Origin of the sequence: Cellulomonas denverensis (genome assembly GCF_012396125.1) — a bacterium.
In the GTDB taxonomy this organism is placed as follows: domain Bacteria; phylum Actinomycetota; class Actinomycetes; order Actinomycetales; family Cellulomonadaceae; genus Cellulomonas; species Cellulomonas denverensis.
In genome coordinates this window covers 58917-84070 of sequence record NZ_JAAXOX010000004.1, presented here as the reverse complement: position 1 = coordinate 84070, position 25154 = coordinate 58917, and the positions used below count along the sequence as shown (strand labels likewise).

24 protein-coding genes and 1 tRNA gene are annotated in these 25154 nt (G+C 72.9%); 18 read left to right on the top strand and 7 right to left on the bottom strand.

Annotated features, from left to right (window positions below; all coding sequences use genetic code 11):
* The first annotated feature begins 22 nt into the window (after nt 1–22).
* From pstS to HGA03_RS09675, 5 genes are all read left to right on the top strand, one after another.
* The gene (gene pstS / locus HGA03_RS09695; protein WP_168630068.1) at nt 23–1135 is read left to right on the top strand and encodes a phosphate ABC transporter substrate-binding protein PstS; all 1113 of its coding nucleotides are present in this window, start codon (nt 23–25) and stop codon (nt 1133–1135) included.
* Nucleotides 1136–1252: 117 nt separating this feature from the next.
* Nucleotides 1253–2260 (top strand): phosphate ABC transporter permease subunit PstC, encoded by a 1008-nt coding sequence (pstC, locus tag HGA03_RS09690; RefSeq protein ID WP_168630067.1) that lies wholly within the window; start codon nt 1253–1255, stop codon nt 2258–2260.
* Between the two features lies 1 nt (nt 2261).
* Entirely contained in the window at nt 2262–3209 is a 948-nt protein-coding gene (pstA, locus tag HGA03_RS09685) for a phosphate ABC transporter permease PstA (RefSeq protein ID WP_168630066.1), read from the top strand.
* A 37-nt stretch (nt 3210–3246) separates the two neighbouring features.
* Nucleotides 3247–4026: a phosphate ABC transporter ATP-binding protein PstB gene (gene pstB, locus HGA03_RS09680; protein WP_168630065.1), complete on the top strand. Its 780-nt coding sequence runs from the start codon at nt 3247–3249 to the stop codon at nt 4024–4026.
* Nucleotides 4027–4141: 115 nt separating this feature from the next.
* Nucleotides 4142–5083, top strand: a complete 942-nt coding sequence (locus tag HGA03_RS09675; RefSeq protein WP_168630064.1) for a hypothetical protein — start codon at nt 4142–4144, stop codon at nt 5081–5083.
* A gap of 84 nt (nt 5084–5167) precedes the next feature.
* Here the strand turns inward: HGA03_RS09675 and HGA03_RS09670 are convergent, their stop codons facing one another.
* Nucleotides 5168–5662: a copper chaperone PCu(A)C gene (locus HGA03_RS09670; RefSeq protein WP_168630063.1), complete on the bottom strand. Its 495-nt coding sequence runs from the start codon at nt 5660–5662 to the stop codon at nt 5168–5170.
* 329 nt (nt 5663–5991) lie between these two features.
* Between HGA03_RS09670 and HGA03_RS09665 the strand changes: the two genes are divergently transcribed.
* The 3 genes from HGA03_RS09665 to ispF are packed head-to-tail and all read left to right on the top strand — an operon-like array spanning nt 5992 to nt 7653.
* Nucleotides 5992–6474 carry a CarD family transcriptional regulator gene (locus HGA03_RS09665; RefSeq protein WP_013769765.1) on the top strand — a complete coding sequence of 161 codons (483 nt, stop codon included), beginning with the start codon at nt 5992–5994 and terminating at the stop codon, nt 6472–6474.
* 10 nt (nt 6475–6484) lie between these two features.
* Nucleotides 6485–7168 carry a 2-C-methyl-D-erythritol 4-phosphate cytidylyltransferase gene (gene ispD, locus HGA03_RS09660; RefSeq protein ID WP_168630062.1) on the top strand — a complete coding sequence of 228 codons (684 nt, stop codon included), beginning with the start codon at nt 6485–6487 and terminating at the stop codon, nt 7166–7168.
* A complete protein-coding gene (gene ispF, locus HGA03_RS09655) occupies nt 7165–7653 on the top strand; it encodes a 2-C-methyl-D-erythritol 2,4-cyclodiphosphate synthase (RefSeq protein WP_168630061.1) in 489 nt (162 codons plus the stop codon). The genes ispD and ispF overlap by 4 nt, the downstream gene beginning before the upstream one ends.
* On the opposite strand, the gene HGA03_RS09650 is transcribed toward ispF, so the two are convergent.
* Nucleotides 7650–8546, bottom strand: a complete 897-nt coding sequence (locus tag HGA03_RS09650) for an EamA family transporter (protein ID WP_168630060.1) — start codon at nt 8544–8546, stop codon at nt 7650–7652. The two genes, ispF and HGA03_RS09650, sit on opposite strands and share 4 nt — an antisense overlap.
* 72 nt (nt 8547–8618) lie before the next feature.
* On the opposite strand from HGA03_RS09650, the gene HGA03_RS09645 reads away from it, so the two are divergent.
* From HGA03_RS09645 to HGA03_RS09630, 4 genes are read left to right on the top strand one after another with little or no spacing between them, the layout of a single operon-like run.
* Nucleotides 8619–9515 (top strand): LysR family transcriptional regulator, encoded by an 897-nt coding sequence (locus HGA03_RS09645; protein WP_168630059.1) that lies wholly within the window; start codon nt 8619–8621, stop codon nt 9513–9515.
* A 32-nt stretch (nt 9516–9547) separates the two neighbouring features.
* Nucleotides 9548–10975 (top strand): cysteine--tRNA ligase, encoded by a 1428-nt coding sequence (gene cysS, locus HGA03_RS09640; RefSeq protein WP_168630058.1) that lies wholly within the window; start codon nt 9548–9550, stop codon nt 10973–10975.
* Nucleotides 10975–11934: a 23S rRNA (guanosine(2251)-2'-O)-methyltransferase RlmB gene (rlmB, locus tag HGA03_RS09635; protein WP_168630057.1), complete on the top strand. Its 960-nt coding sequence runs from the start codon at nt 10975–10977 to the stop codon at nt 11932–11934. The genes cysS and rlmB overlap by 1 nt, the downstream gene beginning before the upstream one ends.
* 12 nt (nt 11935–11946) lie before the next feature.
* Entirely contained in the window at nt 11947–12744 is a 798-nt protein-coding gene (locus tag HGA03_RS09630; protein WP_168630056.1) for an SDR family NAD(P)-dependent oxidoreductase, read from the top strand.
* A gap of 130 nt (nt 12745–12874) precedes the next feature.
* Here the strand turns inward: HGA03_RS09630 and HGA03_RS09625 are convergent, their stop codons facing one another.
* From HGA03_RS09625 to HGA03_RS09605, 5 genes are all read right to left on the bottom strand, one after another.
* The gene (locus tag HGA03_RS09625) at nt 12875–14134 is read right to left on the bottom strand and encodes a DUF4032 domain-containing protein (RefSeq protein WP_168630055.1); all 1260 of its coding nucleotides are present in this window, start codon (nt 14132–14134) and stop codon (nt 12875–12877) included.
* A gap of 85 nt (nt 14135–14219) precedes the next feature.
* Complete coding sequence (locus HGA03_RS09620; RefSeq protein WP_168630054.1) at nt 14220–15344, bottom strand: ABC transporter ATP-binding protein; 1125 nt, start codon at nt 15342–15344, stop codon at nt 14220–14222.
* 166 nt (nt 15345–15510) lie between these two features.
* Nucleotides 15511–16920, bottom strand: a complete 1410-nt coding sequence (locus HGA03_RS09615; protein ID WP_168630053.1) for an outer membrane protein assembly factor BamB family protein — start codon at nt 16918–16920, stop codon at nt 15511–15513.
* A gap of 4 nt (nt 16921–16924) precedes the next feature.
* Complete coding sequence (gene otsB / locus HGA03_RS09610) at nt 16925–17704, bottom strand: trehalose-phosphatase (protein ID WP_168630052.1); 780 nt, start codon at nt 17702–17704, stop codon at nt 16925–16927.
* Nucleotides 17697–19100: an alpha,alpha-trehalose-phosphate synthase (UDP-forming) gene (locus tag HGA03_RS09605; protein ID WP_373307633.1), complete on the bottom strand. Its 1404-nt coding sequence runs from the start codon at nt 19098–19100 to the stop codon at nt 17697–17699. The genes otsB and HGA03_RS09605 overlap by 8 nt, the downstream gene beginning before the upstream one ends.
* A 169-nt stretch (nt 19101–19269) precedes the next feature.
* On the opposite strand from HGA03_RS09605, the gene HGA03_RS09600 reads away from it, so the two are divergent.
* The 6 genes from HGA03_RS09600 (at nt 19270) to HGA03_RS09575 (ending at nt 24929) form a co-directional block, all read left to right on the top strand.
* Nucleotides 19270–21168, top strand: coding sequence for a serine/threonine-protein kinase (locus HGA03_RS09600; protein WP_168630050.1), 1899 nt, complete (start codon nt 19270–19272; stop codon nt 21166–21168).
* A gap of 44 nt (nt 21169–21212) precedes the next feature.
* Nucleotides 21213–21743, top strand: coding sequence for a hypothetical protein (locus HGA03_RS09595; RefSeq protein ID WP_168630049.1), 531 nt, complete (start codon nt 21213–21215; stop codon nt 21741–21743).
* Between the two features lie 47 nt (nt 21744–21790).
* Nucleotides 21791–22639 carry a DsbA family protein gene (locus tag HGA03_RS09590; RefSeq protein ID WP_168630048.1) on the top strand — a complete coding sequence of 283 codons (849 nt, stop codon included), beginning with the start codon at nt 21791–21793 and terminating at the stop codon, nt 22637–22639.
* A 68-nt stretch (nt 22640–22707) separates the two neighbouring features.
* A complete protein-coding gene (locus HGA03_RS09585; RefSeq protein ID WP_168630047.1) occupies nt 22708–23997 on the top strand; it encodes an MFS transporter in 1290 nt (429 codons plus the stop codon).
* A gap of 53 nt (nt 23998–24050) precedes the next feature.
* Nucleotides 24051–24827, top strand: coding sequence for a GTP pyrophosphokinase (locus tag HGA03_RS09580; protein ID WP_308439726.1), 777 nt, complete (start codon nt 24051–24053; stop codon nt 24825–24827).
* A 28-nt stretch (nt 24828–24855) separates the two neighbouring features.
* A tRNA-Thr gene (locus tag HGA03_RS09575) sits at nt 24856–24929 on the top strand.
* Nucleotides 24930–25154: the final 225 nt, after the last annotated feature.

Sequence of the window (25154 nt, the reverse complement as noted above, 5' to 3'; positions counted from 1 at the left end):
GACCACGACAGGACGGAACACTGTGAAGCTGAACCGCGGAACGGGCGCGCTCGCCCTCGCCGGCGTGCTGGCCCTCTCCCTGGCGGCCTGCGGCTCCGACAACCCCACCGGTGAGGACACCACCGCCGCTTCCGGCTCGGGTGAGACCAGCAGCCTGAGCGGCGAGCTCAACGGCTCGGGTGCCTCGTCCCAGGAGTCGGCGATGGAGGCCTGGCGTGCCGGCTTCCAGAGCCAGAACCCGGATGTGACGGTCTCCTACGACCCGGTCGGCTCCGGCGGCGGTCGCACCGCGTTCCTGGACGGCTCGGTCCAGTTCGCCGGCACCGACTCCGCCCTGGAGGAGGAGGAGCTGACCCAGGCGCAGGACCGCTGCTTCGGCTCCGGCGCGGTCGACCTGCCGGTCTACGTCTCCCCGATCGCGGTCGTGTTCAACCTGGAGGGCGTGGACAGCCTGAACATGTCCGCCGCCACCATCGCGAACATCTTCAACGGCACGATCACCACCTGGAACGACCCGGCGATCGTCGCGGAGAACCCGGACGCCGAGCTGCCCGCCACCGCGATCACCCCGGTGCACCGCTCCGACGAGTCCGGCACCACCAAGAACTTCACCGACTACCTGGCCAAGGCGTCCGGTGGCGCCTGGGCCGACGAGGCCTCCGGCGACTGGCCGCTGGACGGCGGCGAGTCCGGTGCGCAGACCTCCGGCCTGATCCAGGCGGTGCAGGGCGGCAACGGCACCATCGGCTACGCGGACTTCTCCAAGGCCGGCGACCTGGGCCTGGTCTCGATCCAGGTCGGCGACGACTGGGTGGCCCCGTCCGAGGAGGGTGCCGCCACCGCGCTGGACGCCTCCCCGCGGGACGACTCGCGCGCCGACGGTGACATCGTGATCGACATCGACCGCGAGACCACCGAGGCCGGTGCCTACCCGATGATCCTGGTGTCGTACCTGGTCGCGTGCCAGGCCTACGACTCCCAGGACGACGTGGACCTGGTGCAGGGCTTCCTGACCTACGTCGCCTCGGCCGAGGGTCAGGCCGCCTCGGAGTCCGCCGCCGGCTCGGCCCCGATCTCCGACGCGCTGCGGACCGACGTGCAGGCCTCGATCGACGCGATCACCCTGGCCTCCTGACGTCATGGCGGATCCGGTGCCACGACGGGCCGGATCCGCCATCGCCGGCCGGTCCTCCTGCCCCGTGCAGGCGGACCGGCCATCGGTGTGAACGCCCCTGCCACCAGTGGAGAACGAGTGACCAGCACCCAGTCCGGGACCGTCGCCCCCGACGCCCCGCCCACCGGCCGAACCGCGCGCCGCCTGCGGCAGACCCGATCGGACCGGGGCGCCAGCCGCGTGTTCCGGTGGGTGTCCACCGGCGCCGGCATCCTGATCCTGGGCATCCTGGCCGCGGTCACCATCTTCCTGGTGATGCGGGCGATGCCGGCGATCACCGCCGACCCGTCCGACCTGGCCGACAAGATCAGCTGGTTCCCGGACGACACCAGCCTGCTGGGCTTCATCGGGCCGATGGTCTTCGGCTCGCTGCTGGCCGCCGGCCTGGCGCTGGTGATCGCGACCCCGCTGGCGATCGGGATCGGCCTGTTCATCTCGCACTACGCGCCCCGCCGGCTGGCGACCGCCCTGGGCTACGTGGTGGACCTGCTGGCCGCGATCCCGTCGGTGGTCTACGGCCTGTGGGGCGGCCTGGTGCTCAGCCCGGTGATCCAGCCGGTGTGGGAGTTCCTCGGCCGCTGGCTGGGCTGGTTCCCGCTGTTCAGCGGCGCCGTCTCGCCCACCGGCCGGGTGATGATGACCGTGGCGGTGGTGCTGGCGGTGATGATCCTGCCGATCATCACCGCGATCTGCCGGGAGGTGTTCCTGCAGACGCCCCGGCTGCACGAGGAGGCGGCGCTGGCCCTGGGTGCCACCCGCTGGGAGATGGTCCGGATGGCGGTGCTGCCGTTCTCCCGCTCCGGGATCATCTCCGGCGCGATGCTCGGCCTCGGCCGGGCGCTGGGCGAGACGATGGCGGTGCTGATGATCCTGTCGCCCGGCTTCACCTACTCGTTCCAGCTCCTGGTGGCCGGCAAGCAGCAGACCATCGCCGCGAACATCGCCGCCCAGTTCCCGGAGGCGAACCAGACCGGGGTGGCCACGCTGATTGCCACCGGCCTGGCGCTGTTCGTGATCACCCTGGCCGTGAACATGGCCGCCCGCGCGATCGTCGCGCGGCGCAAGGACTTCTCGGGGGCGAACTGAGATGGCGACCGTGACCGAGACCCCCAAGCCCACGCTCGAGGAGCTGCTGCGCACCACCGACCCGGCGCGCCGCCGCAAGGACATCCTGATGCGGACGCTGATCACCAGCGCGTTCGTGATCACGATGATCCCGCTGGTGTCGCTGACCTGGACCGTGGTCTCCCGCGGCATCGGCCGGTTGGACGGGTACTTCCTGCTGCACTCGATGCGCGGCGTCTTCGGCGGGATGGACGCCGGCGGCATCTACCACGCGATCGTCGGCACGGTGCAGATCACGCTGTTCGCGGCGCTGATCTCGGTGCCGATCGGGCTGCTGACCGCGATCTACCTGGTCGAGTACGGCGGCGGGCGGCCGCTGTCCAAGCTGATCACCTTCCTGGTGGACGTGATGACCGGCATCCCGTCGATCGTCGCCGGCCTGTTCGCTTACGCCCTGTTCGCGCTGCTGCTCGGACCGGGCGCCAAGATGGGCGTGATCGGCTCGGTGGCGCTGTCGGTGCTGATGATCCCGGTGGTGGTCCGCTCCTCGGAGGAGATGCTCCGGCTGGTGCCCAACGAGCTGCGCGAGGCGTCCCTGGCGCTCGGGGTACCCCGTTGGCTGACCATCATCAAGGTGGTGCTGCGCACCTCGGTCGCCGGGCTGACCACCGGCGTCATGCTGGCCATCGCCCGCGTGATCGGGGAGACCGCGCCGCTGCTGATCACGGTCGGCGTGGTCGACTCGATCAACTTCAACCTGTTCGACGGCCGGATGATGACGCTGCCGGTGTACGTCTACCGGCAGTACGCGCAAGGATTGGTCGCCTGTAGCCCGGACGACACCTCCTGCGTCGCCGACATCACGGTGCAGCGGGCCTGGGCGGCCGCGCTGACCCTGTTCCTGATCGTCATGCTGCTCAACCTGATCGGCCGGCTGGTGACCCGGTTCTTCGCCCCGAAGATCCGCTGACCCGCCAGCCCCGACACACTCCCGAAGGACATCTGCGATGGCACAGCGCATCGACGTCAAGGACCTGAACATCTACTACGGCAACTTCCGCGCCGTGGCCGACGTGAACATGACCATCGAGCCCCGCTCGGTGACCGCGTTCATCGGCCCGTCCGGCTGCGGCAAGTCGACCTACCTGCGCACCCTGAACCGGATGCATGAGGTGATCCCCGGCGCCCGGGTCGAGGGCACCGTCGCGGTGGAGGGCGTGGACCTGTACGGCTCGGACATCGACCCGGTGGCGGTGCGTCGCCAGGTCGGCATGGTGTTCCAGCGGCCGAACCCGTTCCCGACCATGTCCATCGCCGAGAACGTCCTGGCCGGCATCCGGTTGAACAACCGCCGGATCTCCAAGTCCGACGCCAACGACTTGGTGGAGCAGTCGCTGCGCGGGGCCAACCTGTGGAACGAGGTCAAGGACCGCCTGGACCGCCCCGGCTCCGGCCTGTCCGGCGGTCAGCAGCAGCGGCTGTGCATCGCCCGGGCGATCGCGGTCAAGCCGCAGGTGCTGCTGATGGACGAGCCGTGCTCCGCGCTGGACCCGATCTCCACCCTGGCGATCGAGGACCTGATCGCCGAACTGAAGAGCGAGTACACGATCGTGATCGTCACGCACAACATGCAGCAGGCGGCGCGGGTGTCGGAGAAGACCGCGTTCTTCAACATCGCGGGCACCGGGGAGCCGGGCCGGCTGATCGAGATCGACGACACCGCGACCATGTTCTCCTCCCCGCGCGAGCGGGCCACCGAGGACTACATCTCCGGCCGCTTCGGCTGAGCCGCCCCGGACGCGACCGGGCACTCATCCCGATACCCAGCCACCGTTTAGTGCGCTGAGGGGGCCCGGCGGCAGGGGCATGCTGGTGCCCGGGCGAGCGTCGGAGGGGGTGCTGGTGCGCAAGCTGATCGCGGCCGGTGTGGCGACGGTCGTGGCCATCGCCCTGATGACGGGCTGTACCGGGGCGGAGCAGATGCCGGCGGTCGCTCCGAGCATGCTGCCGCCGTCTGCCCCGTTGACCGTCGACGGCATGGACCTCGAGCCGCAGGTGGACGAGGCATCCGGTGCCGTCGTTCTCCCGATGGACCACTTCCAACCGACCTGGGAGGAGAACGACGTCCTGGCGACCGCGAGCAGCGTCGACCTGGCGCTGTGCGCGCGGGACCGAGGAGTGACGTTCCTCGCGGCCGGGCTCGCCTTCGACGCCATCTACCTGTCCGAGTCCTACTACGGGCCCTGGACGGTGGCTCAGGCCGAGCGTTTCGCCTTCGTGCCGCCGATGACCGACGCCGACCTCGCGGCCAACAGCGTGACCGGCACACCCGCCGCGTCCAGCCCCGCGGGTGACCCGGGGCCGGACCCCAACCTCGACCTGACCGACGAGGACTGGGCCACGATCGACGAGTGCGGGGCCTCCGAGGCGGGTGCGACGTTCCGGGAAGCGACCCAACTGAACGGGCCGTGGACCGAGCAACTCGATGCCGCCGAGGCAGCGCTGCTCACCAGTGACGAAGCCGTGGACCTGTTCGATGAACTCGGAGCGTGTTTCACATCCCGTGGGATGGAACCGAGCCCGGACGCGCCGTGGACGGTCGTCGGTGCGGTGGTCGACGAGATCAGTGAGCAGCAGGTGCAGCTCGCGTCGAGTGTCGTCGCGTGCAAGGAGGAGACGGGGTTCACCGAGCGGATGGCCCGGCTGGAGGCCCGCGCCACCATCCCTGTCATCACCGAGTTCGCCGGAGAGCTGGCGGATCGGCGGGAGCAGATCGACGCGGCCGTGGCCGACGCACGGGCACTGATCGCGGCCAACGGCGACGTCATGCGTCCCGACTCCTGAGCGCCGAGCTCCCGTGGCCGCCCGCGAGGCGACGTGACGACGGCCCGGCACCCAGGGCGGGTGCCGGGCCGTCGCGCGTGGCGGTCAGGAGTCGAGGGTGTCCTCGGGCTCGGGGACCAGGTCGGTGTACTCCGGCAGGGTGCCGTCCAGCACCGGGACCGGCAGGGTCTCGGTGCCGGCGGTGGCGGTGGACAGGGTGAGCTCGGTGGTGGCGCCGGGGGCGTCCGGGGTGACCAGGATGACCTCCTCGCCCTCGGTGCCGCCGAGCAGCACGGTCTCGCCGGCCGGGATGCGCAGCGTCGCCGAGTCGTCGCCGACGGTCAGTTCGACCACGGTGGCCTGGTCGCCGCGGTTGCTCAGCGCACCCTGCAGCGCCCCGGGCTGATCGGCGGCGGCGGCGATCAGCACCAGGTTCTCCGCGCTGATGTCGCCGAGCGCGGCGCCGACGCCGTCCGAGGCGTCGTACTCCATCTGGGAGGTGATCTGGTTGGTCACCGAGCAGCCGGACAGGGCGGCGGCGAGGGCGACGGCCGCGACGGCGGAGGCGCGGCGGAGGGCGGATGTGCGGCTGCGGGCCACGGTGGCTCCCTGGGGGTGGATCGACGTCTGCCCCCTGAGCCTACGGCGCACGGCGGCATCGAGGTGACCGGTTGTCAGAATCCTGGCGCGGGCGGCGGCGTCGTCGCAGGTCAGAGCGTCGCAGCCCCGATCCCGCGTGGCCGAAACGGCCCCGGTCGGACTCTAGTCACGACAGTGGCATTCCGGGCCGTACGCCGGTGCGTGTCGCGACGTCCAGCCGATACACAGGCGCCTGACCTGCGCAAACGCTGCTGGCCTTCAGGAATCTTCACGAAGTCTGCCCGATTTCGCGTGGTAAGATGGGTATCCGCGAAAGGGGACACCTCCAGATGACTTTCACTGTTGGGGAGACCGTTGTCTACCCGCACCACGGGGCAGCGCTGATCGAGGAGATCAAGACCAGGACCATCCGCGGCGAGGACAAGATCTACCTCAAGCTGAAGGTCGCCCAGGGCGATCTGACCATCGAGGTCCCGGCGGAGAACGTCGACCTGGTGGGCGTGCGTGACGTGGTCGGCCAGGAGGGCCTGGACCGCGTGTTCGAGGTGCTCCGGGCGCCGTACACCGAGGAGCCGACCAACTGGTCGCGCCGGTACAAGGCCAACCTGGAGAAGCTCGCCTCCGGCGACGTGATCAAGGTTGCCGAGGTCGTCCGTGACCTCTCCCGCCGGGACGCCGACCGCGGCCTGTCCGCCGGGGAGAAGCGGATGCTCGCCAAGGCCCGCCAGATCCTGGTCTCGGAGCTCGCGCTCGCCGAGCACACCGAGGAGGAGAAGGCCGAGGCCATCCTGGACGAGGTCCTCGCCTCCTGAGACGGTCGCCGTGACCGTCACCGCGATCATCACCGCAGCCGGGAGTGGCCGGCGGCTCGGACATCCGCAGCCGAAGGCCCTGGTCCGACTGCACGGGACGCCGTTGCTGCAGCACGCGGCACGGCGTCTCGTCATGTCCGGGCAGGTGGACGACCTGGTGGTCACCGCCCCCGCCGGGCACGAGCGCGCCTTCCGCACCCTGGTGCCGGAGGCGATCGTGCTCACCGGCGGCGCGACCCGGCAGGAGTCGGTGGCCGCCGCCCTGGCCGCGCTGCACCCGGAGGCCGACGTGGTGCTGGTGCACGACGCCGCCCGGCCGCTGGCCTCCCCGGAGTTGGTCTCCCGGGTGGTCGCCGCGGTCCGGGCCGGGCATCGCGCGGTCGTGCCGGGGCTGCCGGTGACCGACACCATCACCGCGGTGGACCCCTCCGCCGAGGGCGCCACCGCCGCGCTGGGCACGGTGCCCCGGGCCGGGCTGCGTGCGGTGCAGACCCCGCAGGGCTTCGACCGGGCGGTGCTGGATGCCGCGCACCTGGCCGGCCGGGACTCGGGCACCATGGCCACCGACGACGCCGGGCTGGCCGAGGCGCTCGGCGAGCCGGTGTGGCTGGTCCCGGGCGAGGAGTCGGCGATGAAGGTGACCACCGCGCGTGATCTGGCGCTGGCCGGCCTGCTGTTGGATGAGGGCGCATGATCCCCCGGATCGGTCTGGGCGTGGATGTGCACGCCTACCACCCCGCGCCGGAGCCGGGCGCCGAGCTGCGGCTGGCCGGGCTGAGCTGGCCGGGGGAGGCGCCGCTGGCCGGGCACTCCGACGCGGACGTGGCCGCCCATGCCGCCGCCGAGGCGCTGCTGTCCGCCGCCGGGCTCGGCGACCTGGGCGCGGTCTTCGGCGTCGACCGGCCGGAGTGGGCCGGGGCGGCGGGGGTCGACCTGCTGGCCGAGGCCGCCCGGCAGGTGCGCGCGGCCGGGTTCACGATCGGCAACGTCGTGGTGCAGGTGATCGGCAACCGCCCCCGGATCGGACCCCGGCGCGCGGAGGCCGAGGCGGTGCTGTCCGAAGCGGCCGGCGCCCCGGTGTCGGTGTCGGCGACCACCACGGACGGTCTCGGCCTGACCGGCCGGGGCGAGGGGATCGCGGCCGTGGCGACCGCGCTGCTGGTCGAGGAATCCGGCTAAACCAGCACCGGGGCCGGCCGGCGGCGGGGCGCACTCGCCACCAGCACCCCGGCGATGATCACCACGCCCAGCGCCAGCTCCACCGGCACCGGTCGTTCCCCGAATGCCAGCCAGCTCGCCGCGAACCCGACCACCGGCACCAGCAGGGAGAACGGCGCCACCAGGTGCGACGGGTGCCGGGCCAGCAGCGCGGTCCAGATCCCGGAGCCGACCACGGTGGCGATCAGCACGGTGAACGCCAGTCCGGCCAGCGCCCAGGCGGCGGTCGGGGTGCCCAGGGTGGTCAGCGACCGGCCGATCGCGTCGGGTCCGTCGACCAGCCAGGCCAGCGCGAACATCGGCAGCGGCGGCACCACGGACATCCAGAGCATGAACCGCAGCGGTTGCGCCGGCCGGGCCTGCCGGCTGCACACGTTGCCGACGGCCCAGCCGAGCCCGCCGCACAGGGTGAGCAGCACCGGCAATACCCCGGCCTGCGCCCCACCGGAAGCCCGGACCACCGCGATCCCGGCCAGCCCGGCCACCGCCAGGCCGATGCCCAGCGCCTGCCGTCCGGTGACCCGCTCCCGCAGCCAGATCGCGGCGATCAGCACGGTGAACGGCGCCGAGGACTGCAGCACCAGTGAGGCCAGCCCGGTCGGCATCCCGCTGTCCATCGCCAGGTAGAGGAAGGCGAACTGCAGCACGCCGAAGCCGATCCCGTAGCCGAGCAGCCAGCGCACCGGCACCTGTGGCCGCGGCACGAACAGCAGCGTGGGCACCGCCAGCAGCCCGAACCGCAGCGCGACCAGGAAGAACGGCGGGAACTGCTCCAGCGACAGGTGGATCGCCGGGAAGTTCAGACCCCAGCAGACCACCACCACCAGGGCCAGCAGGCGATCGCGTCCGGACATGCCGGCATCGTCGTCGCCGGACAACGTCCAGCACCATCGAAAGATTCGCACCCGACTCTGTAGCGTTGCTTCATGGACGTCCATCACCTGGCCACGCTGCGGGCGGTCCGGGACACCGGCGGGGTGACCGCCGCCGCGGCCCGGCTGCACCTGACCCCGTCCGCGGTCTCCCAGCACCTGCGCGCACTGACCGAGCGGGTCGGCACCCCGCTGGTCGAGCGGGTGGGCCGGGGCATCCGGCTGACCGACGCCGGCCGGGCGCTGGCGGAGGCGGCGGTGGACGTGGCGGTGGCGCTGGAGCGGGCCGGGTCGGCGGTGGACGAGTTCCGCGGCGCACCGGCCGGGAGCGTCCGGGTGGCGTTCTTCCAGTCGGCCGCGGTGCTGCTCGCCCCCGGGCTGCTGCACCGGGTCGCCGCCCACCCCGGGGTGGAGGTGCACCTGGGCGACCGGGATGTGGCCCAGCAGGACTTCCCGGCACTGACCGCGGACTTCGACTTGGTGGTCGCCCACCGCCCGGACACCGGCGAGGACTGGCCGCCCGGCGTGCGGGTCGCCCCGCTGCTGCGCGAACCACTGGACGTCGCCCTGCCCGCGGACCACCCGCTCGCCGGCCGGGCGTCGCTCACCCCGGCGGAGCTGGCCGGGCAGCGCTGGATCGCGGTACAGGAGGGGTTCCCGGTCGCCGGGGTGCTGGACCGGGTGGCCGCGGTCGCCGGGTCGCCGGCCCGGGTGGTGCAGCGATTCAACGACTTCGGGGTGGTGGAGGCGCTGGTCGCGGCCGGGCACGGGATCAGCCTGCTGCCCCGGTACACCGCGGGTGGGCGGCCCGGGGTCCGGCTGGTCCCGCTGGCCGGGGTGGGCGCCGCCCGGCGGATCGAGGCGCTGACCACCCCGGAGCGCGCCGCCCGGCGGGTGGTCCGGGTGGTGCTGGACGAGCTGCGGGCCGAGGCGGCCGCGATCACCGCGTGAAGCCGGGGGAGACGGGCCGGTAGCCTGGTGCGGTGAGCCTGCGCCTGTTCGACACCGCCACCCGCGAGGTGCGTGACTTCGTCCCCGTCGTCCCGGGTCAGGTCGGCATCTACCTGTGTGGTGCCACCGTGCAGGCGCCGCCGCACATCGGGCACGTGCGGTCGGTGGTCGCCTTCGACGTGCTGGTCCGCTGGCTGCGCCGCACCGGGCACCGGGTGACCATGGTCCGCAACGTCACCGACATCGACGACAAGATCCTGAACCGCTCCGCCGAGGCCGGCCGGCCGTGGTGGGCCTGGGCAATGGAGAACGAGCGCGCGTTCACCGCCGCCTACGACGCGCTGGGGGTGCTGCCGCCGACCTACGAGCCGCGCGCCACCGGCCACGTCCCGGCGATGGTCGAGCTGATGCAGCGGCTGGTCGAACGCGGGCACGCCTACTCCGCCGGACCCGGTGACGTGTACTTCGACGTGCGCTCCTGGCCGGAGTACGGCTCGCTGACCAGCCAGCGCCTGGACGACATGGCGCCCGACCCCTCGGCCGCGGAGGGCGACAAGCGCGACCCGCACGACTTCGCGCTGTGGAAGGCCGCCAAGCCGGGTGAGCCGGAGACCGCCTCCTGGGACACCCCGTTCGGCCGCGGCCGTCCGGGCTGGCACCTGGAGTGCTCGGCGATGGCTCGCCGGTACCTGGGCGACACCTTCGACATCCACGGCGGCGGCCTCGACCTGCGGTTCCCGCACCACGAGAACGAGCAGGCCCAGTCCCGGGCGGCCGGGTACGGCTTCGCGCAGTACTGGCTGCACAACGGCTGGGTGACCCAGTCCGGCGCCAAGATGAGCAAGTCGCTGGGCAACGGGCTGCTGGTCAGCGCCCTGCTGGAGACCGTCCGCCCGGCGGTGCTCCGGTACGCGCTCACCGCAGTGCAGTACCGGTCGATGCTGGAGTGGACCGAGGACACCCTGGCCGAGTCCGAGGCGACCTGGGACCGGCTGGCCGGGTTCGTCGACCGGGCGACCGAGCGGGTCGGCATGGTCGACATCGCCGCGGTCGAGCTGCCCACCGGCTTCGCCGCCGCCCTGGACGACGACCTGAACGTGCCCGCCGCGCTCGCGGTGGTGCACGAGCACCTGCGGGCCGGGAACACCGCGCTGGCCGCCGGTGACGACCCGGCCGTGCTGGCCGAGCTGGGCGCCGTGCGCGCGATGCTGGACGTGCTGGGCCTGGACCCGGCCGGCGAGCAGTGGGGCATCCGCACCGGCGACGACCGGACCGGCGCCGCCCTGGACGCCCTGGTGCGGGCCGAGCTAGACGCCCGTACCGCCGCCCGGGCCGCCAAGGACTGGGCCACCGCCGATGCGATCCGGGACCGGCTGACCGCCGCCGGCATCGCGGTCGAGGACTCTCCCACCGGCGCGCGCTGGTCGCTCGCCGCCCGCAACGACTCCGAGGACATCTGATGGCCGGCAACTCCCAGCGCCGCGGCGCCACCCGCAAGAGCGGCAAGAAGCCCACCGTCGGTTCGGGCGGTCAGCGCCGTCGCGGCCTGGAGGGCAAGGGCCCGACCCCCAAGGCCGAGGACCGCACCTACCACTCCGCGCACAAGAAGAAGGTCGCCGCCCAGAAGCGCGCGTCCACCACCACCCGGCGCCCGGCGAGCGGCAAGGGCCGCGGCGCGGTCACCGAGGTGGTCGCCGGACGCAACTCGGTGGTCGAGGCGATGCGGGCCGGCATCCCGGTCTCCACGGTGTACATCGCCACCCGGCTGGAGTCGGACGACCGGACCCGGGAGATCCTGCGCACCGCCGCGGACGAGGGCTACCCGCTGCTGGAGGTCACCAAGCCCGAGCTGGACCGGATGACCGACGGCGCCGTGCACCAGGGCGTCGCGATCCAGGTGCCGCCCTACGACTACGCCGACGTCGAGGACCTGCTCGACATCGCCGCCGCCAGCGACCGCCCGCCGCTGATCGTCGCCCTGGACGGCGTGACCGACCCGCGCAACCTCGGCGCGGTCCTGCGCTCGGCCGGGGCCTTCGGCGCCCACGGGGTCCTGGTGCCCGAGCGCCGCTCCGCCGGGGTCACCGCCTCGGCCTGGAAGGTCTCCGCCGGTGCGGCCGCCCGGGTGCCGGTCGCGCGGGCGACCAACCTGGTCCGGGCGCTGGAGCGGCTGCACGAGGCGGGATGCTTCATCGTCGGCCTGGACGGCGGCGGCAGCACCACCGTCGCGGACATGCCCTACTCCACCGACCCGCTGGTGCTGGTGATCGGCTCCGAGGGCAAGGGCCTGTCCCGCCTGGTCGCCGAGCACTGTGACGTGATCGCCTCCATCCCGATCGCCTCCGAGGTGGAGTCCCTGAACGCCGGGGTGGCCGGCGGCATCGCGCTGTACGAGGTGGCGCGCCAGCGCAGCCTCTGATCGGATGCGGGGGTGCGCACCCTCGTGATCACCGGAGCCAGTGACGGGATCGGCGCGGCCGCGGCGGCCCAGCTCGCCGGGCCGGACCGGCGGCTGGTGCTGGTCGGCCGCAACCCGGACAAGACCCACGCGGTGGCCGAGCGGGTGGGGGCGGACGCGGCGTTCGTGGCCGACTTCGCGGAGCTGGCGCAGGTGCGGGAACTGGCCGCCCGGATCACCGAGCGCTACCCGCGGATCGACGTGCTGGCGAACAACGCCGGCGGCGCGTTCGCCGGACCGGCGATCACCGGCGACGGGGTGGAGCTGACCTTCCAGGTGAACCATCTGGCGCCGTTCCTGCTCACCGGGCTGCTGCGGCCGGTGTTCACGCCCCAGACCGCGGTGGTGACCACCGCCAGCATCGCCGCCCGGCTGTTCAGCCGGTTCGACGTGACGGATCTGGACACCTCACGGCACTACGGGGCGACCAAGGCCTACGGCAACGCGAAGCTGGCGAACATCCTGTTCACCCGGGGGCTGCACGCCCGCGGGGTCCGGGCGGTGGCGTTCCACCCCGGCAACGTCGCCACCGCCTTCGCCCGGAAGACCACCAGCCCGTTGAAGCTGCTCTACCGCACGGCGCTGAACCGGTTCCTGATCCCGGCCGAGGAGGGCGGGGCGCGGCTGGCGTTCTTCGCCGAGAGCGACGCCTGGCGGTCCGGGCAGTACTACGGCCGCCCGGGCCGGGTGGACCGCCTGCCGCGCCGGGCGAGCGACCCGGCCCTGGTCGAGCAGCTCTGGGCCGGCAGCGAGCGACTGCTCGCCCGGTGATGTCACCACACATGCGGATCCTCGCGCGACAGACGCCCACATGCGCATGTCGCCCGGATTGCCGCATGTCGCGGGGGCGGGGGAGGAGGGTGGCTCGCCTTGACTCACTGAGCCGATGGGGAGACATCCGCTAGCCGATCAGCGGGTCGGCCTCCTCGCGCAGGTCCGCGGCGGAGACCCCGAGGATCGCCTCCTCGTCCGGGCGGTTCGGCAGGATGTTCTTCACGTAGGACTTCACCGCCTCCGGCATCGGCACGTCCCGGCCCTGCTGCTCGGACAGGAACCAGCGGTGGTCGAGCAGCTCGTGGTAGATCTGGGCCGGTTCGAGCTTGGGCCGCAGCTCGCGGGGCACCGCCCGGACCGCGGGCTCGAACACCCCGTTCAGCCAGTCGTGCGCGACGAAGTTCTCGTCGTCGTTCTGCCGGTCGGTGGCCGCGGCGTAGCCGTCCAGGTCGTTGAGCAGCCGGCGGGCCTGGTTCTCCTGCACGTCCAGCCCGGTCAGGCGCATCAGCCGGCGGGAGTGGTGCCCGGCGTCGACCACCTTCGGCTGGATCCGGACCGAGGTGCCGTCCAGGTCGGTGGTGATGTCCAGCTCGCCGACGTCGAAGCCCAGGTCGTTCAGCCGGTCGATCCGGGCCTGCACCCGCCACCGGTCGCCGGAGCCGAAGGACTCGGCCTCGGTCAGGGCGCCCCACAGCTCCTGGTACCGCTCGGCCAGCGCGTCGCCGATAGCCACCGCGTCGACCTCGTCCTCCAGGAACTCACCGGCCTGCAGGTCCATCAGCTCGCCGATGATGTTGACCCGGGCGACCTCCAGGTCGTAGCCGCGCTGCCCGTCGGTGAGGCTGTCGTGCAGGTCGCCGGTCTCCGCGTCGACCAGGTACGCGGCGAAGGTCTCGGCGTCCCGGCGGAACAGGGTGTTGGACAGCGACACGTCGCCCCAGTAGAAGCCGACCAGGTGCAGGCGCACCATCAGCACCGCCAGGGCGTCGATCAGCCGGGTCGCGGTGTCCGGGCGCAGCGCCTGGCTGAACAGCGAGCGGTAGGGCAGGGAGAACCGCAGGTGCTGGGTGATCAGCACCGGCTCCAGCGGCTCGCCGTCCACGTCGGTGCGGCCGGAGATCACCGCCACCGGCTCCACGCTCGGCACGTCCAGCCGGCTGAGCTGGCGCAGCAGCTCGTACTCCCGGTAGGCGACCGTCTCCCCGATCTCCTTGATCGCGATCACCCGGCCGGACAGCCGCGCGAAGCGGACCGTGTGCCGGGAGATACCGCGGGGGAGCGCGGCCAGCTGCTCGGCGGGCCAGTCCGCGAGCGGGATGTGCCAGGGCAGGTCCAGCAGCGCCGGGTCCGGGGCCGCGGCCGTGATCTGCAGGCGGGGTCGATCCATGGGTCACATCCTCCCATCCATGACCGAAGGGGCGGGGTCCGGCATGAGCCGAGCCCCGCCCCTCCGGGTGGAGATGTGGTGTGCGTCAGGCGTTGATGCGGGCACCGGAGCCGGCGTGGAACAGGTGCTCCTCGCCCGGGCGGATGGTCACCCAGATCGTGTCGCCCTTCAGCGGGACCTCACGCGGCCCGACCCGGACGATCACCTGCGAGTCACCGGCGCCGGAGGTGACCTCCGCCGCGGCGGAGTCGCCGGCCAGCGCGCCGTAGACGTAGGCGTCCGAGCCCAGCTCCTCGACCAGGTTCACCACGATCGGGATCGCGTTCGGGGTGCCCTGCGGCACCACGTCCAGCGACTCCGGACGGAACCCGATGGTGATCTGGTTCTTGTCGTCCGCGGCGAGCTGGGTGAGCGCGTCCCGCGGCACCGCGATGCCCGCGGAGCCGACGGTGGCGATGCCGTCCGCGACGTCGAAGGTGCCGATGTTCATGGCCGGGGAGCCGATGAAGCCGGCGACGAAGACGTTGGCCGGGGTGTCGTACATGTCGCGTGGGGTGCCGACCTGCTGCAGCAGACCGTCCTTCAGCACGGCGATCCGGTCACCCATGGTGAGCGCCTCGGTCTGGTCGTGGGTGACGTAGACCGTGGTGACGCCCAGGCGGCGCTGCAGCGAGGCGATCTGGGTACGGGTCTGCACACGCAGCTTCGCGTCCAGGTTCGACAGCGGCTCGTCCATCAGGAACACCTGCGGCTGGCGGACGATCGCACGGCCCATCGCCACACGCTGACGCTGACCACCGGAGAGCGCCTTCGGCTTGCGGTCCAGGTACTGGGTCAGGTCGAGGATCTTGGCGGCCTCCTCGACCCGCTGGCGGATGTCCGCCTTCGGGGTGCCGGCGATCTTGAGCGCGAACCCCATGTTGTCGGCCACGGTCATGTGCGGGTACAGCGCGTAGTTCTGGAACACCATCGCGATGTCCCGGTCCTTCGGCTGGACGTCGGTGACGTCGCGGTCGCCGATCAGGATCCGGCCGGAGTTGACGTCCTCCAGGCCGGCGAGCATGCGCAGCGAGGTGGACTTACCGCAGCCGGAGGGGCCCACGAGGACGAGGAACTCGCCGTCCTCGATGTGCAGGTCCAGGGCGTCCACAGCGGGGCGCTCGGTGCCCGGGTAGACCCGGGTGGCCTTGTCGAAAGTGACCGTAGCCATCATCGTTCCCTTCACCGGCAGGTACGTGCCGGACGATCCGTAGTGAAGAGTGTCAGTGTGTCTTCGCTGACACGGGCCGAGGGGCCACCACCGGCGGTGGAGGTCCCCCGTTCCCAGGGTCATCCTGCCACAGGTTGGGTGTGACCCGGACCACGTCCCGGACCTGTCAGGTGACCGGGGCCAACCGGTCGGCGCGCAGCACGAACAGCTGGTGGCGCTGGGCGACCAGCAGCTCGGCGTCGGCCGGCATCGGCGCGGACCACAGCCGCTCGCCGGTGCGCAGATCGAGCGCCACCAGCACCGGTTCGCTGTCCTCGCGGGCGAGCAGCAGGAGTTGGCGCCCGTCGGTCACCGGCTGGGCGGACCAACTGTTGTAGGCCACCACGTCCGCGTCCCAGAGGGTGGCCCCGGTCCGGGCGTCGATCGCGTGCAGGGTGTCCGAGGTGCTGCCGTACAGCACCCCGCCGACCAGGATCGAGGAGTACGGCTGCCAGCCGTTGTGCTCGGTGGCCCAGAGCAGGTCGCCGCTGCCGGCGTCGACGGCCTGCAGCTCCTGGGCGAACTCGTGCGTGATGAACTCGACGTCCGGCGCCGACCCGTCGTCCACCCCGAGGGGCAGCACGGTGCCGGTGCCGAGGTCCACCTGCCGGCCGGCGTCGTCGATCAGCCACAACCGGCCCGCGCGTTGCAGCCAGAATCCGCCGGCCCGGGTCGGCAGCGGCCGGGCGCCCTGACCGACCTCCCGGCCGTCCGTGCGGTCGATCAGCCAGGTGCCGTCCGGTGCGGACACCGCGATCAGCTCCGCCCCGACGGTGACGGCCAACCGGTCGGTGGCGGTGATGTCCGGCAGGTCCCACGGCTCGACGGACACCGACCACAGCTCGGTGCCGCCCGGCCCGGTGGCCTCGACGGTGAGCCCGTCGCCCTGGTCGGTGGCGGTGACCAGCAGACCGTCCGCCCCGGCGGCGGCGCTGCCCGGGGCCAGTGGCGTGGCGGCACGGATCTCCCCGGTGGCCGGGTCGATCCGGAGCAGGGTGGTGCGCCCCCAGCGCAGCCACCAGTTGTCCGGGTCCTGGTGCGCGAGGCTGCCCCAGCAGACCAGCTCGCCGCGATCGCCCCAGCACTCGGCCTGCGCGAACTCGCCGGAGTGCGGGGTGCCCAGCGGCAGATCGGTGCGCCAGAGCTGGTCGCCGGTCTCGGGGTCCGTCCCGGTGACGAACACCCCGATCCCGCTGGCGTCCCAGAGCCGGCTGATCAGGACCCCGCCCACCTCCTGACCCGGGTCCAGGGTGGTCAGCCGTGGTCCGGGGCCGCCGACCCGGACGTCCGGCCCGATCGGCCGGATCACGCCGGGCACGGCCTGCAGTCGTTGGTAGTCGCGCTGCTCCACCGATCCGGTGCCCAGGTCGGCCAGCACCAGGACGGCGGCCAGCACCACCGGGGCGGGCCACCAGCGGCGGGCGATCCGGCGCCAGGGCAAGGGGCCGCGCGGCGGGCGGACGGCGGGGGCGGGCTCGCGGCCGGTGACCCAGTCGTCCTCGACCAGCTCGACCTCGTCCATCCGCCCGCGGGTCACGGGTCTATCCGTTCCCGGGCAGCCGCTCGGCCAGGCCGACCAGGACGGCGGTCAGTGCGTCGGGGTCGGCCACCCGGTACCGCGCGGCGGTGTCGCCCTCACCGACCTTCACCCCCAGGTCGTCCGCGCCGAGCACCGCCAGTGCGTGCTCGTCGGTGACGTCGTCCCCGGCGTACAGCACCGCACCGGCACCCAGCTCGGCACGCAGCGCGGTGATCGCCGATCCCTTGTCCGCGGTCAGCACCGACACCTCGACCACGTTCTTGCCGTGCAGCACCGCCGAGCCCAGCTCCGCGCCGATCTCCAGCGCCTCCGCCTCGGCCGCGGCCCGGATCGCCGAGTCGGCCAGCCGGGTGTGCAGCACCGCGGCGGCGGGTTTGGTCTCCACCCACACCCCGTCCCGGCCGCGGGCGACCGCCTGCATCCGGGCGGCCAGCTCGGTGAGCCGGGCGGCCTGCGCGTCGTCCAGCCGGATGTCCTGGCGGTCCAGGCCGTGGCCGGACACCCGGGCCCGCTCGGCCCCGTGCGACCCGATCAGCACCGTGCCCTCCGGCGGCGAGGCCAGCCGGTACAGGTCGGCCAGCGCCCGGCCGGAGACCAGCGCCACCCGCACCAGGTCGGGCCGGGCCGCCAACTCCGCCAGGGCACCGGCCGCGGCGGGGGACATCCGGGAGCGCTCCGGGTCGTCCTGCAGCGGGGCCAGCGTCCCGTCGAAGTCCAGCGCCAGCAGCAGCGGCGGCCGGGCGGCGATCCGGTCCAGCGCGGCGGCGACCAGCTCAGACATGGCTGGACCGCACCGGCACCGCGGTGAGCACGGACAGGAAGGTGTTCGACCAGTTGGCCACGTCGTTCTCCAGCACCCGGCGGCGCAGCCGGCGCATCCGCTTGCGGGCCTCGCGCGGGTCGATGTTCACCGCGTGCATGATCGCGTTCTTCAGCCCGGAGATGTCGTGCGGGTTGACCAGGATGGCGGCGCCGCCCAGCTCGTCGGCGGCGCCGGTGAACTCGCTGAGCACCAGGGCACCACGGTCGTCCGAGCGCGCGGCGATGTACTCCTTGGCGACCAGGTTCATCCCGTCCCGCAGCGCGGTGACCAGCATGACGTCGGCGGCCAGGTAGAGCGCGGCCATCTCCTCCATCGGATAGGAGTGGTGCATGTAGTGGATCGCCGGGTGGCCGAACTCGGAGTAGTCGCCGTTGATCCGGCCGACCAGGATCTCCACGTCGTCCCGCAGCTGCTGGTAGGCGCCGACGTTCTCCCGGCTGGGCGAGGCGACCTGGACCAGGGTGGCGTCCTCCACCGACAGCCGGCCGTCCTCCAACAGCTCGCCGTAGGCCTTGATCCGGTGCCGGATGCCCTTGGTGTAGTCCAGCCGGTCCACGCCGAGCAGCAGCACCTTCGGGTCGCCGAGTTCGGTGCGGATCTCCTTGGCGCGCTGCTGCACCTCCGGGGTGCGGGCCATGGTGTCGAAGGCGTGCGAGTCGATCGAGATCGGGAACGCCGCCGCCCGCACGTGCCGCTCCACCCGGCCGTTGGCGTCGGTGAGCGTGACCATCTGGCCGCGGGTGGTGTGCTCGGTCAGCCGGCGCACCGCCCGGACGAAGTTCGCCGCGTCGCCGCCGCGCTGGAAGCCGATCAGGTCCGCGCCGAGCAGCCCCTCGACCACCTGCTTGCGCCAGGGCAGCTGGACGAAGATCTCCAGCGGGGGGAACGGGATGTGGTGGAAGTAGCCGATCCGGATGTCCGGGCGCTGCTCGCGCAGGTACTTGGGCACCAGTTGCAGCTGGTAGTCGTGCACCCACACCGTGGCACCCGGCGCGGCCTGGGCGGCCGCCGCATCGGCGAACCGGCGGTTGACCCGCTGGTAGGCGTCCCACCACTGCCGGTGGAAGGTCGGCGGCTGGATCACGTCGTGGTAGAGCGGCCACAGGGTGTCGTTGGAGAAGCCCTCGTAGTACTGGGTCAGGTCGTCCTCGGACAGGGCGACCGGCACCAGGCGCATGTCGTCGGCGTCGAAGGGCTCCAGCTCCAGGTCGGCCGATCCGCCCCAGCCGACCCAGGCGCCGTCGGACTTCTGCACCACCGGTTCGAGGGCGGTCACCAGGCCACCGGGGGAGCGGGTCCAGGTCGGTTCGCCATTGTCGTCCAGGCTGACGTCCACCGGGAGGCGGTTCGCCACGATCACGAGGTCATAACCTGCAGTTGCCACGATTTCTCAGCTCCTTGGGCTCGACCTGACGATAACGTGACCTGGGATGTTTCGCCGGGGAACCGGTGATGAGCGGAGCCTGTGCGCATCCCGCGCGCCCTGGCCCGGGGTCCGATCGACGGCGGTTACCGTGCCCTGCATGGAGCGCGTGGGCCTGGAACCGGGCGCCGAGATCGGCGGGTACACCATTCTCGCCCCACTCGGCTCCGGCGGCATGGGCACCGTGTACCGGGCGGTCGACGGCGGCGGGACCACGGTCGCGCTCAAACTGCTGCACCCGCACATCGGCGCCGACCCGGCCGCCCGCGAGCGGCTGCGCCGGGAGGTGGCCGCGCTGCAACGGCTGCGGCACCCCGGGGTGGCGGCGGTGCTGGACGCCGAGGACGACTCCACCGAGGCATTCCTGGTCACCGAGTTGGTGCCCGGCAAGGACCTGTCCGCCCACGTGCGCAGCCGCGGCCCGCTGGACGCCGCCGCGCTGCACCGGTTGGCCGACCGGCTGGCCGATGCGCTGCGCGCGGTGCACGAGGCAGGGGTGGTGCACCGCGACCTCAAACCGTCCAACGTCGTGCTCGGCCCCCAGGGTCCGGTGCTGATCGACTTCGGGGTGGCGCAGTCGGTGGACGAGACCCGGCTGACCTCGGCCGGGTTCGTCGTCGGCACCCCGGGTTACCTGGCGCCGGAGTTGATCGGCGGGGCGGAGCCGACCCCGGAGACCGACTGGTGGGGCTGGGCCGGGCTGCTGGTGTTCGCCGCCACCGGGCGGGCGCCGTTCGGGGTCCGGCCGCTGGAGGCGGTGCTGGCCCGGACCCGGGAGGGCGACGCCGACCTGCGCGGACTCGGCCCGATCACCTCCGGTGCGCTCTGGGATGCGCTCGCCCCGGAGCCGGGCGACCGGGCCACCCCGCAGGAGGTGGTGGCCGCGCTGGCGGAGGCCGAACGCCGGGGGGAGAGCTTCGACCCGGACGTCACCACGCCTGCCACCGGCGCCACCACCGTGCTGCCCGGGGCGATCGCGCCCGCCCGCACCCGGGAGGTGGCCACCGGGGCGGCGACCGAGGCGCTGCCACCGGCCTACCCGGCCACCGAGCGGCTCGGGACGGTCGCCGCGCCGTCCGACCCGGCGACCCGGGCGTACCCCGCCGGCGGCCCACCGACCCAGGCGTACCCGGCCGGGGCCCCGCCGACCCAGGCGTATCCCGCCGGGGCCCCGCCGACCCAGGCGTATCCCACCGGCGGACCCGCGACCCAGGCGTATCCCACCGGCGCGCCGACCCAGGCCTACGCCACCCAGGGCCCGCCGACCGAGGCCTACCCCGCGACCTACCCCGCGGCAGGCCCGTCCACCGAGGTCTACCCCCCGGCCCGCCCCGGCGACCGACCCGGCCCGTGGGCACCGCCCAGCCAGGAGCCCGCCCCCGCCTGGCCCGGCTACGCCGAACCGCCGGTCCGCCCGGCCCCGCCCCGCCGCGCGGGCTCGCTGCTGGCGCTCGGCCTGCTCACCGTGGCCGGGGCGGCGGTCCGGCCCGGGGTCACGCTCCTGGTGCTGCTGCCGCTGCTGCTGGTCGCCCGGACGGTGGGTTCGGTGGTCGACGCGACCCTGCGCCGCCGCGACCGGGTGGGGCCGCGCCGGTCGGACGGCCTGCGCGCGGTGGTCGCCTCGCCCTGGCACCTGCTGCGCGCCCTGGTCGGGGTGCTGCCCTCGCTGCTGGTGGCGGTGGCGCTGGTGCTGATCGTCGGTGGGGTGGGGTGGTGGCTGCTGCACGCGGGTGGCGAGCAACCCGATCCGCTGCTGGAGGCCGGGCTGCTGGCCGTGACCGCGGTGATCGGGTCGATCGCCCTGTGGTGGGGGCCGGGATCGCGCACCACCCGGGAGGGCGCGAGCTGGGCGCTGGGCGCGGTCGCACCGGGGCGCTGGGGTGCCGCGGTGCTGGTCCTGCTGGCGCTCGCGGTGGCCGGTCTCGCGGTGTGGACGCTGCTCGGCGGCGATCCGGTCGACTTCAGCCCGTTCGGGTCGCCGCCGGTGCCGAGTTCGTGAGCCGTCCCAGGGTTTTCCCGGGTTCGGCCCGTACCCTGAAGGCCATGTCTGCCCACCGTGCCCCCACGCGACCGTGGCGCGTCCTGCGCGCGCGGTTCGGCGTGCCCGGGGTGGTGGGCCTGGTGTCGGCGCTCGCGCTCGTCGCCGGTGGCTGGCTCGGGCTGGCCCGGGTGCTGGTGCACCAGTGCGCCGCGATCGAGGGGCCCTTGGCCGAGCTCGGGCAGCGGCTGACCCTGCTGCGCGACGTGCCGGACTGCCCGGCGGGGACCCTGGCGGTGGTGCCGGGCGTGCCGCAGACCGCGGTGCTGCTGGTCGCCCTGGCGTTGCCGGTGCTGGCGGCGCACGCGGCGGTCGGGGCGCTGGGCGTCGGGCTGATCGCCCTGCTGACCCGCGCGGCCGGCGCCGCCCTGGGCGTGCTGGCGGCGGTGCTGCCCGACCTGGGTGCGCTGAGCCGGTTCCGGGTGCAGGTGCGCGAGCGGATCGGCATCCTGGTCGAGCACCGTGCTCCCACCCTGCCCTCCGGTGTGCCGGGGGACCGCCACCCGCTGCGGGGGCCGCCGGTGGCCGTGGCCTGAGGCCCGCCACCCCCGACCCGTCCCGTCAGCAGAGCAGGAAGCAGATCATGTCCAGCAACTCCCCCCGGCCGTCCAAGGCCGAGCGTCGCGATCAGGCCCGTGAGCAGGCCCGCCAGATGCGCGAGGCGCAGCGCAAGCGCGAGCAGCGCAACAAGTTCATCGCCATCGGCGCCGTCGTGGTCGCCGTCCTGGCCCTGGTCGGTGTCGGCGGCTGGCTGTGGATGCAGTCCAACCAGCCCGGCATCGCCTACACCGCCGACGACGCCGACACCATCACCCTGGCCGACACCACCGCCCCCGCCTCCGCCGGGGAGAACGGCGGCATCCCGGTCGGCCAGGACGGCGTGGCCGGCGAGGCCGAGGACGGCAACGTCGTCGTGTCGGTCTACACCGACTTCATGTGCCCCTACTGCGGCCAGTTCGAGCAGGTCAACGGCCCCGAGCTGGAGGCACTCCGCGAGGAGGGCGGCGTGACCGTCGAGTACCACCTGCTGTCCTTCCTGGACTCGCAGTCCCGCGGCGCCGAGTACTCCACCCGGGCCGGGAACGCGGCCGCGGTGGTCGCCGACCAGGCGCCGGAGCAGTTCGCCGACTTCTTCGCCGCGCTGTTCGCGGACCAGCCGGACGAGGGTTCCAAGGGCCTGTCCGACGCGGAGATCGCCCAGCTGGCCCGGGACGCCGGGGTGCCGGACGACGTGGTCGACCAGTTCACCGCCACCGCCGACGGCCAGGACTGGCGGACCTTCGCCCCGTGGCTGCAGGCGAACGTCAACCAGATGCGCGAGGACATGGGCCAGGTCGGCACGCCGTACGTGATGATCGACGGCGAGCAGTTCCAGGGCGACCTGTACACCGCCGGGGCGCTGACCCAGGCGGTCGAGGCCGCCAAGGGCTGACCCGTTCCCGCAGGCCGCGGCCCCGGACGACCCGGGGTCGCGGCCTGCGTGCTGCGTAGACTCCGTCGGTGCCCTCCGTCCTCGTCGACCTGACCCCGCTGCGGGTGAGTCCGGCATTCCGGCGGCTCTGGCTCGGACTGTCGATCGCCAACCTCGGCACCCAGTTCACCGTGGTCGCCGTGGGGCTCCAGGTGTACGAGCTGACCCGCTCCACCTTCTCGGTCGGCCTGGTCGGGCTGTGCGCGCTGTTCCCGCTGGTGATCTTCGGGCTGTACGGCGGCGCGATCGTCGACCACGCCGACCGCCGCACCGTCGCCCTGGTCGCCTCCGCGGTGAGCTGGGCGGCCACCGGGGTGCTGGCGATCCAGGGCTGGGCCGGCAGCGACCACGTCGGGCTGCTCTACCTGCTCACCGCGGTCCAGTCCGGCGCCAACGCCGTGAACAGCCCCGCGCGATCCGCGATCATCCCGCGGCTGCTGGAACCCCGGCTGATGCCCGCCGCCAACGCGTTGCAGACCATCGGCTGGAACGTCGCGCTCACCGGCGGTCCGCTGCTCGGGGCCGCCCTGGTCGCGGTCGCCGACTACGGCCCGGTCTACACGATCGACGCGGTGCTGTTCACCTTCGCCATCGTCGCGCTGTTCCGGCTGCCGTCGATGCCCCCGGAGACCGACGCATCGGCGCCCCGCCGGGCCCGGGCCGGACTCGGGTCGGTGCTGGACGGGCTGCGCTACCTGGGCACCCGGCCCAATGTGCGGATGACCTTCATCGTCGACCTGATCGCGATGATCACCTCGATGCCCCGGGTGCTGTTCCCCGCGGTGGCCCTGCTCTACCTGGGTGGCGGGGAGACCACCACCGGCGTGCTCACCGCGGCGATCGCCCTGGGCGGGATCGTGGCCGGCCTGTTCTCCGGCGGACTGGCCCGGGTGCGCTGGCAGGGCCGGATCATCATCGGTGCGATCGCCTCCTGGGGGTTGTCGATCGCCGCCTTCGGCGCCCTGCTGGTGGTCGTCGGCCGGGGCAGCCCGGACCACGTGGTCTGGATCGCGCTGGTGCTGGCCGTGGTCACCCTGGCGGTGGCCGGCGCCTCGGACGCGGTCAGCGCGGTGTTCCGGCAGACCATCCTGCAGACCGCCACCCCGGATGCGATGCGCGGCCGGTTGCAGGGGGTGTTCACCGTGGTGGTGGCCGGCGGCCCCCGGCTGGGCGAACTGCTGCTCGGCGCGGTCTCCACCCGGCTCGGTGAGGGCGGGGCGGCGCTGGCCGGCGGGCTGGCCTGCGTGTTGCTGCTCGGGGTGGCGCTGTGGTGCCAGCGCTCGTTCTGGGACTACGACGCCCGCGATCCGCAGCCCTGAGTGCGACCTGAGGCCGACGCGGGTCCCGGTCGGCCCGGGGGACAATGGTCGGCATGACCGGCCTCGACCTGCCCCACCCCGACGACCTCACCGACGACGAGCGCGGCCTGGTCGACCTGCTCCGGCAGAGCGCGGTCCAGATGCTCCCGGACGGGACCGTGCTGGAGACCGACGACATGCTCGGCGCGCTGCGGGCCCTGCAACAGGAGTTCGTCCGGTTCCGGCTGTACTACAAATTCGGCATCGACGAGGTGCTGACCAAGATCACCATCCTGCGCGAGGAGTTCGAGCAGGCGCACGACTACAGCCCGATCGAGCACGTGCGGCACCGGCTGAAGTCGATGGAATCGCTGATGCAGAAGGTGATCCGCACCGGCACCCACCTGTCCATCCCGGCGATCCGGGAGTCGATCCACGACATCGCCGGCATCCGGATCACCTGCTCCTTCGTGTCGGACGCCTACTGGGTGCGCGACATGGTGGCCCAGCAGCCCGACCTGGAGGTGGTGAACACCAAGGACTACATCGCCCACCCCAAGCCGAACGGCTACCGGTCGCTGCACATGATCGTCCGGGTGCCGGTGTTCCTGTCCGACCGCACCGAACACGTCGACGTCGAGATCCAGCTGCGCACCATCGCGATGGACTTCTGGGCCAGCACCGAGCACAAGCTGTACTACAAGTACGGTCGCGAGGTGCCCGCCCACCTGCTGGCCGAGCTCACCGAGACCGCCCGGCTGTCCGCCGAGCTGGACGACCGGATGGCGCAGCTGCGAGCCCAGATCAACGGACTGGACGGGGTCGACGGCGCCGGGGCGGCGGCTCGGTAAGCTGTCCGCTGCACCCCGCGGGGTGCGCGCCTCCTTAGCTCAGCTGGCCAGAGCAACTGTCTTGTAAACAGTAGGTCGCCGGTTCGAATCCGGCAGGGGGCTCCGACCGCGTGCGCTGCTCGTCGGCATCTTCGCGCGCCGCACGCCGACTGGCCATGCTGTGAGCGCGCAGGTGGGAATGTGTGCCGCACTCGCGCGAGCTGGCTGAGTTCAGGAAAGCGCGGGCGGAGGCCTCAATGGCATCGCCAGATATCCGATATGACGAAAGTCCCCATGCGAGTGCGCCTCGCTCCGCTAATTTGCGGCCATGTCTGCTCCCTCCGCTCC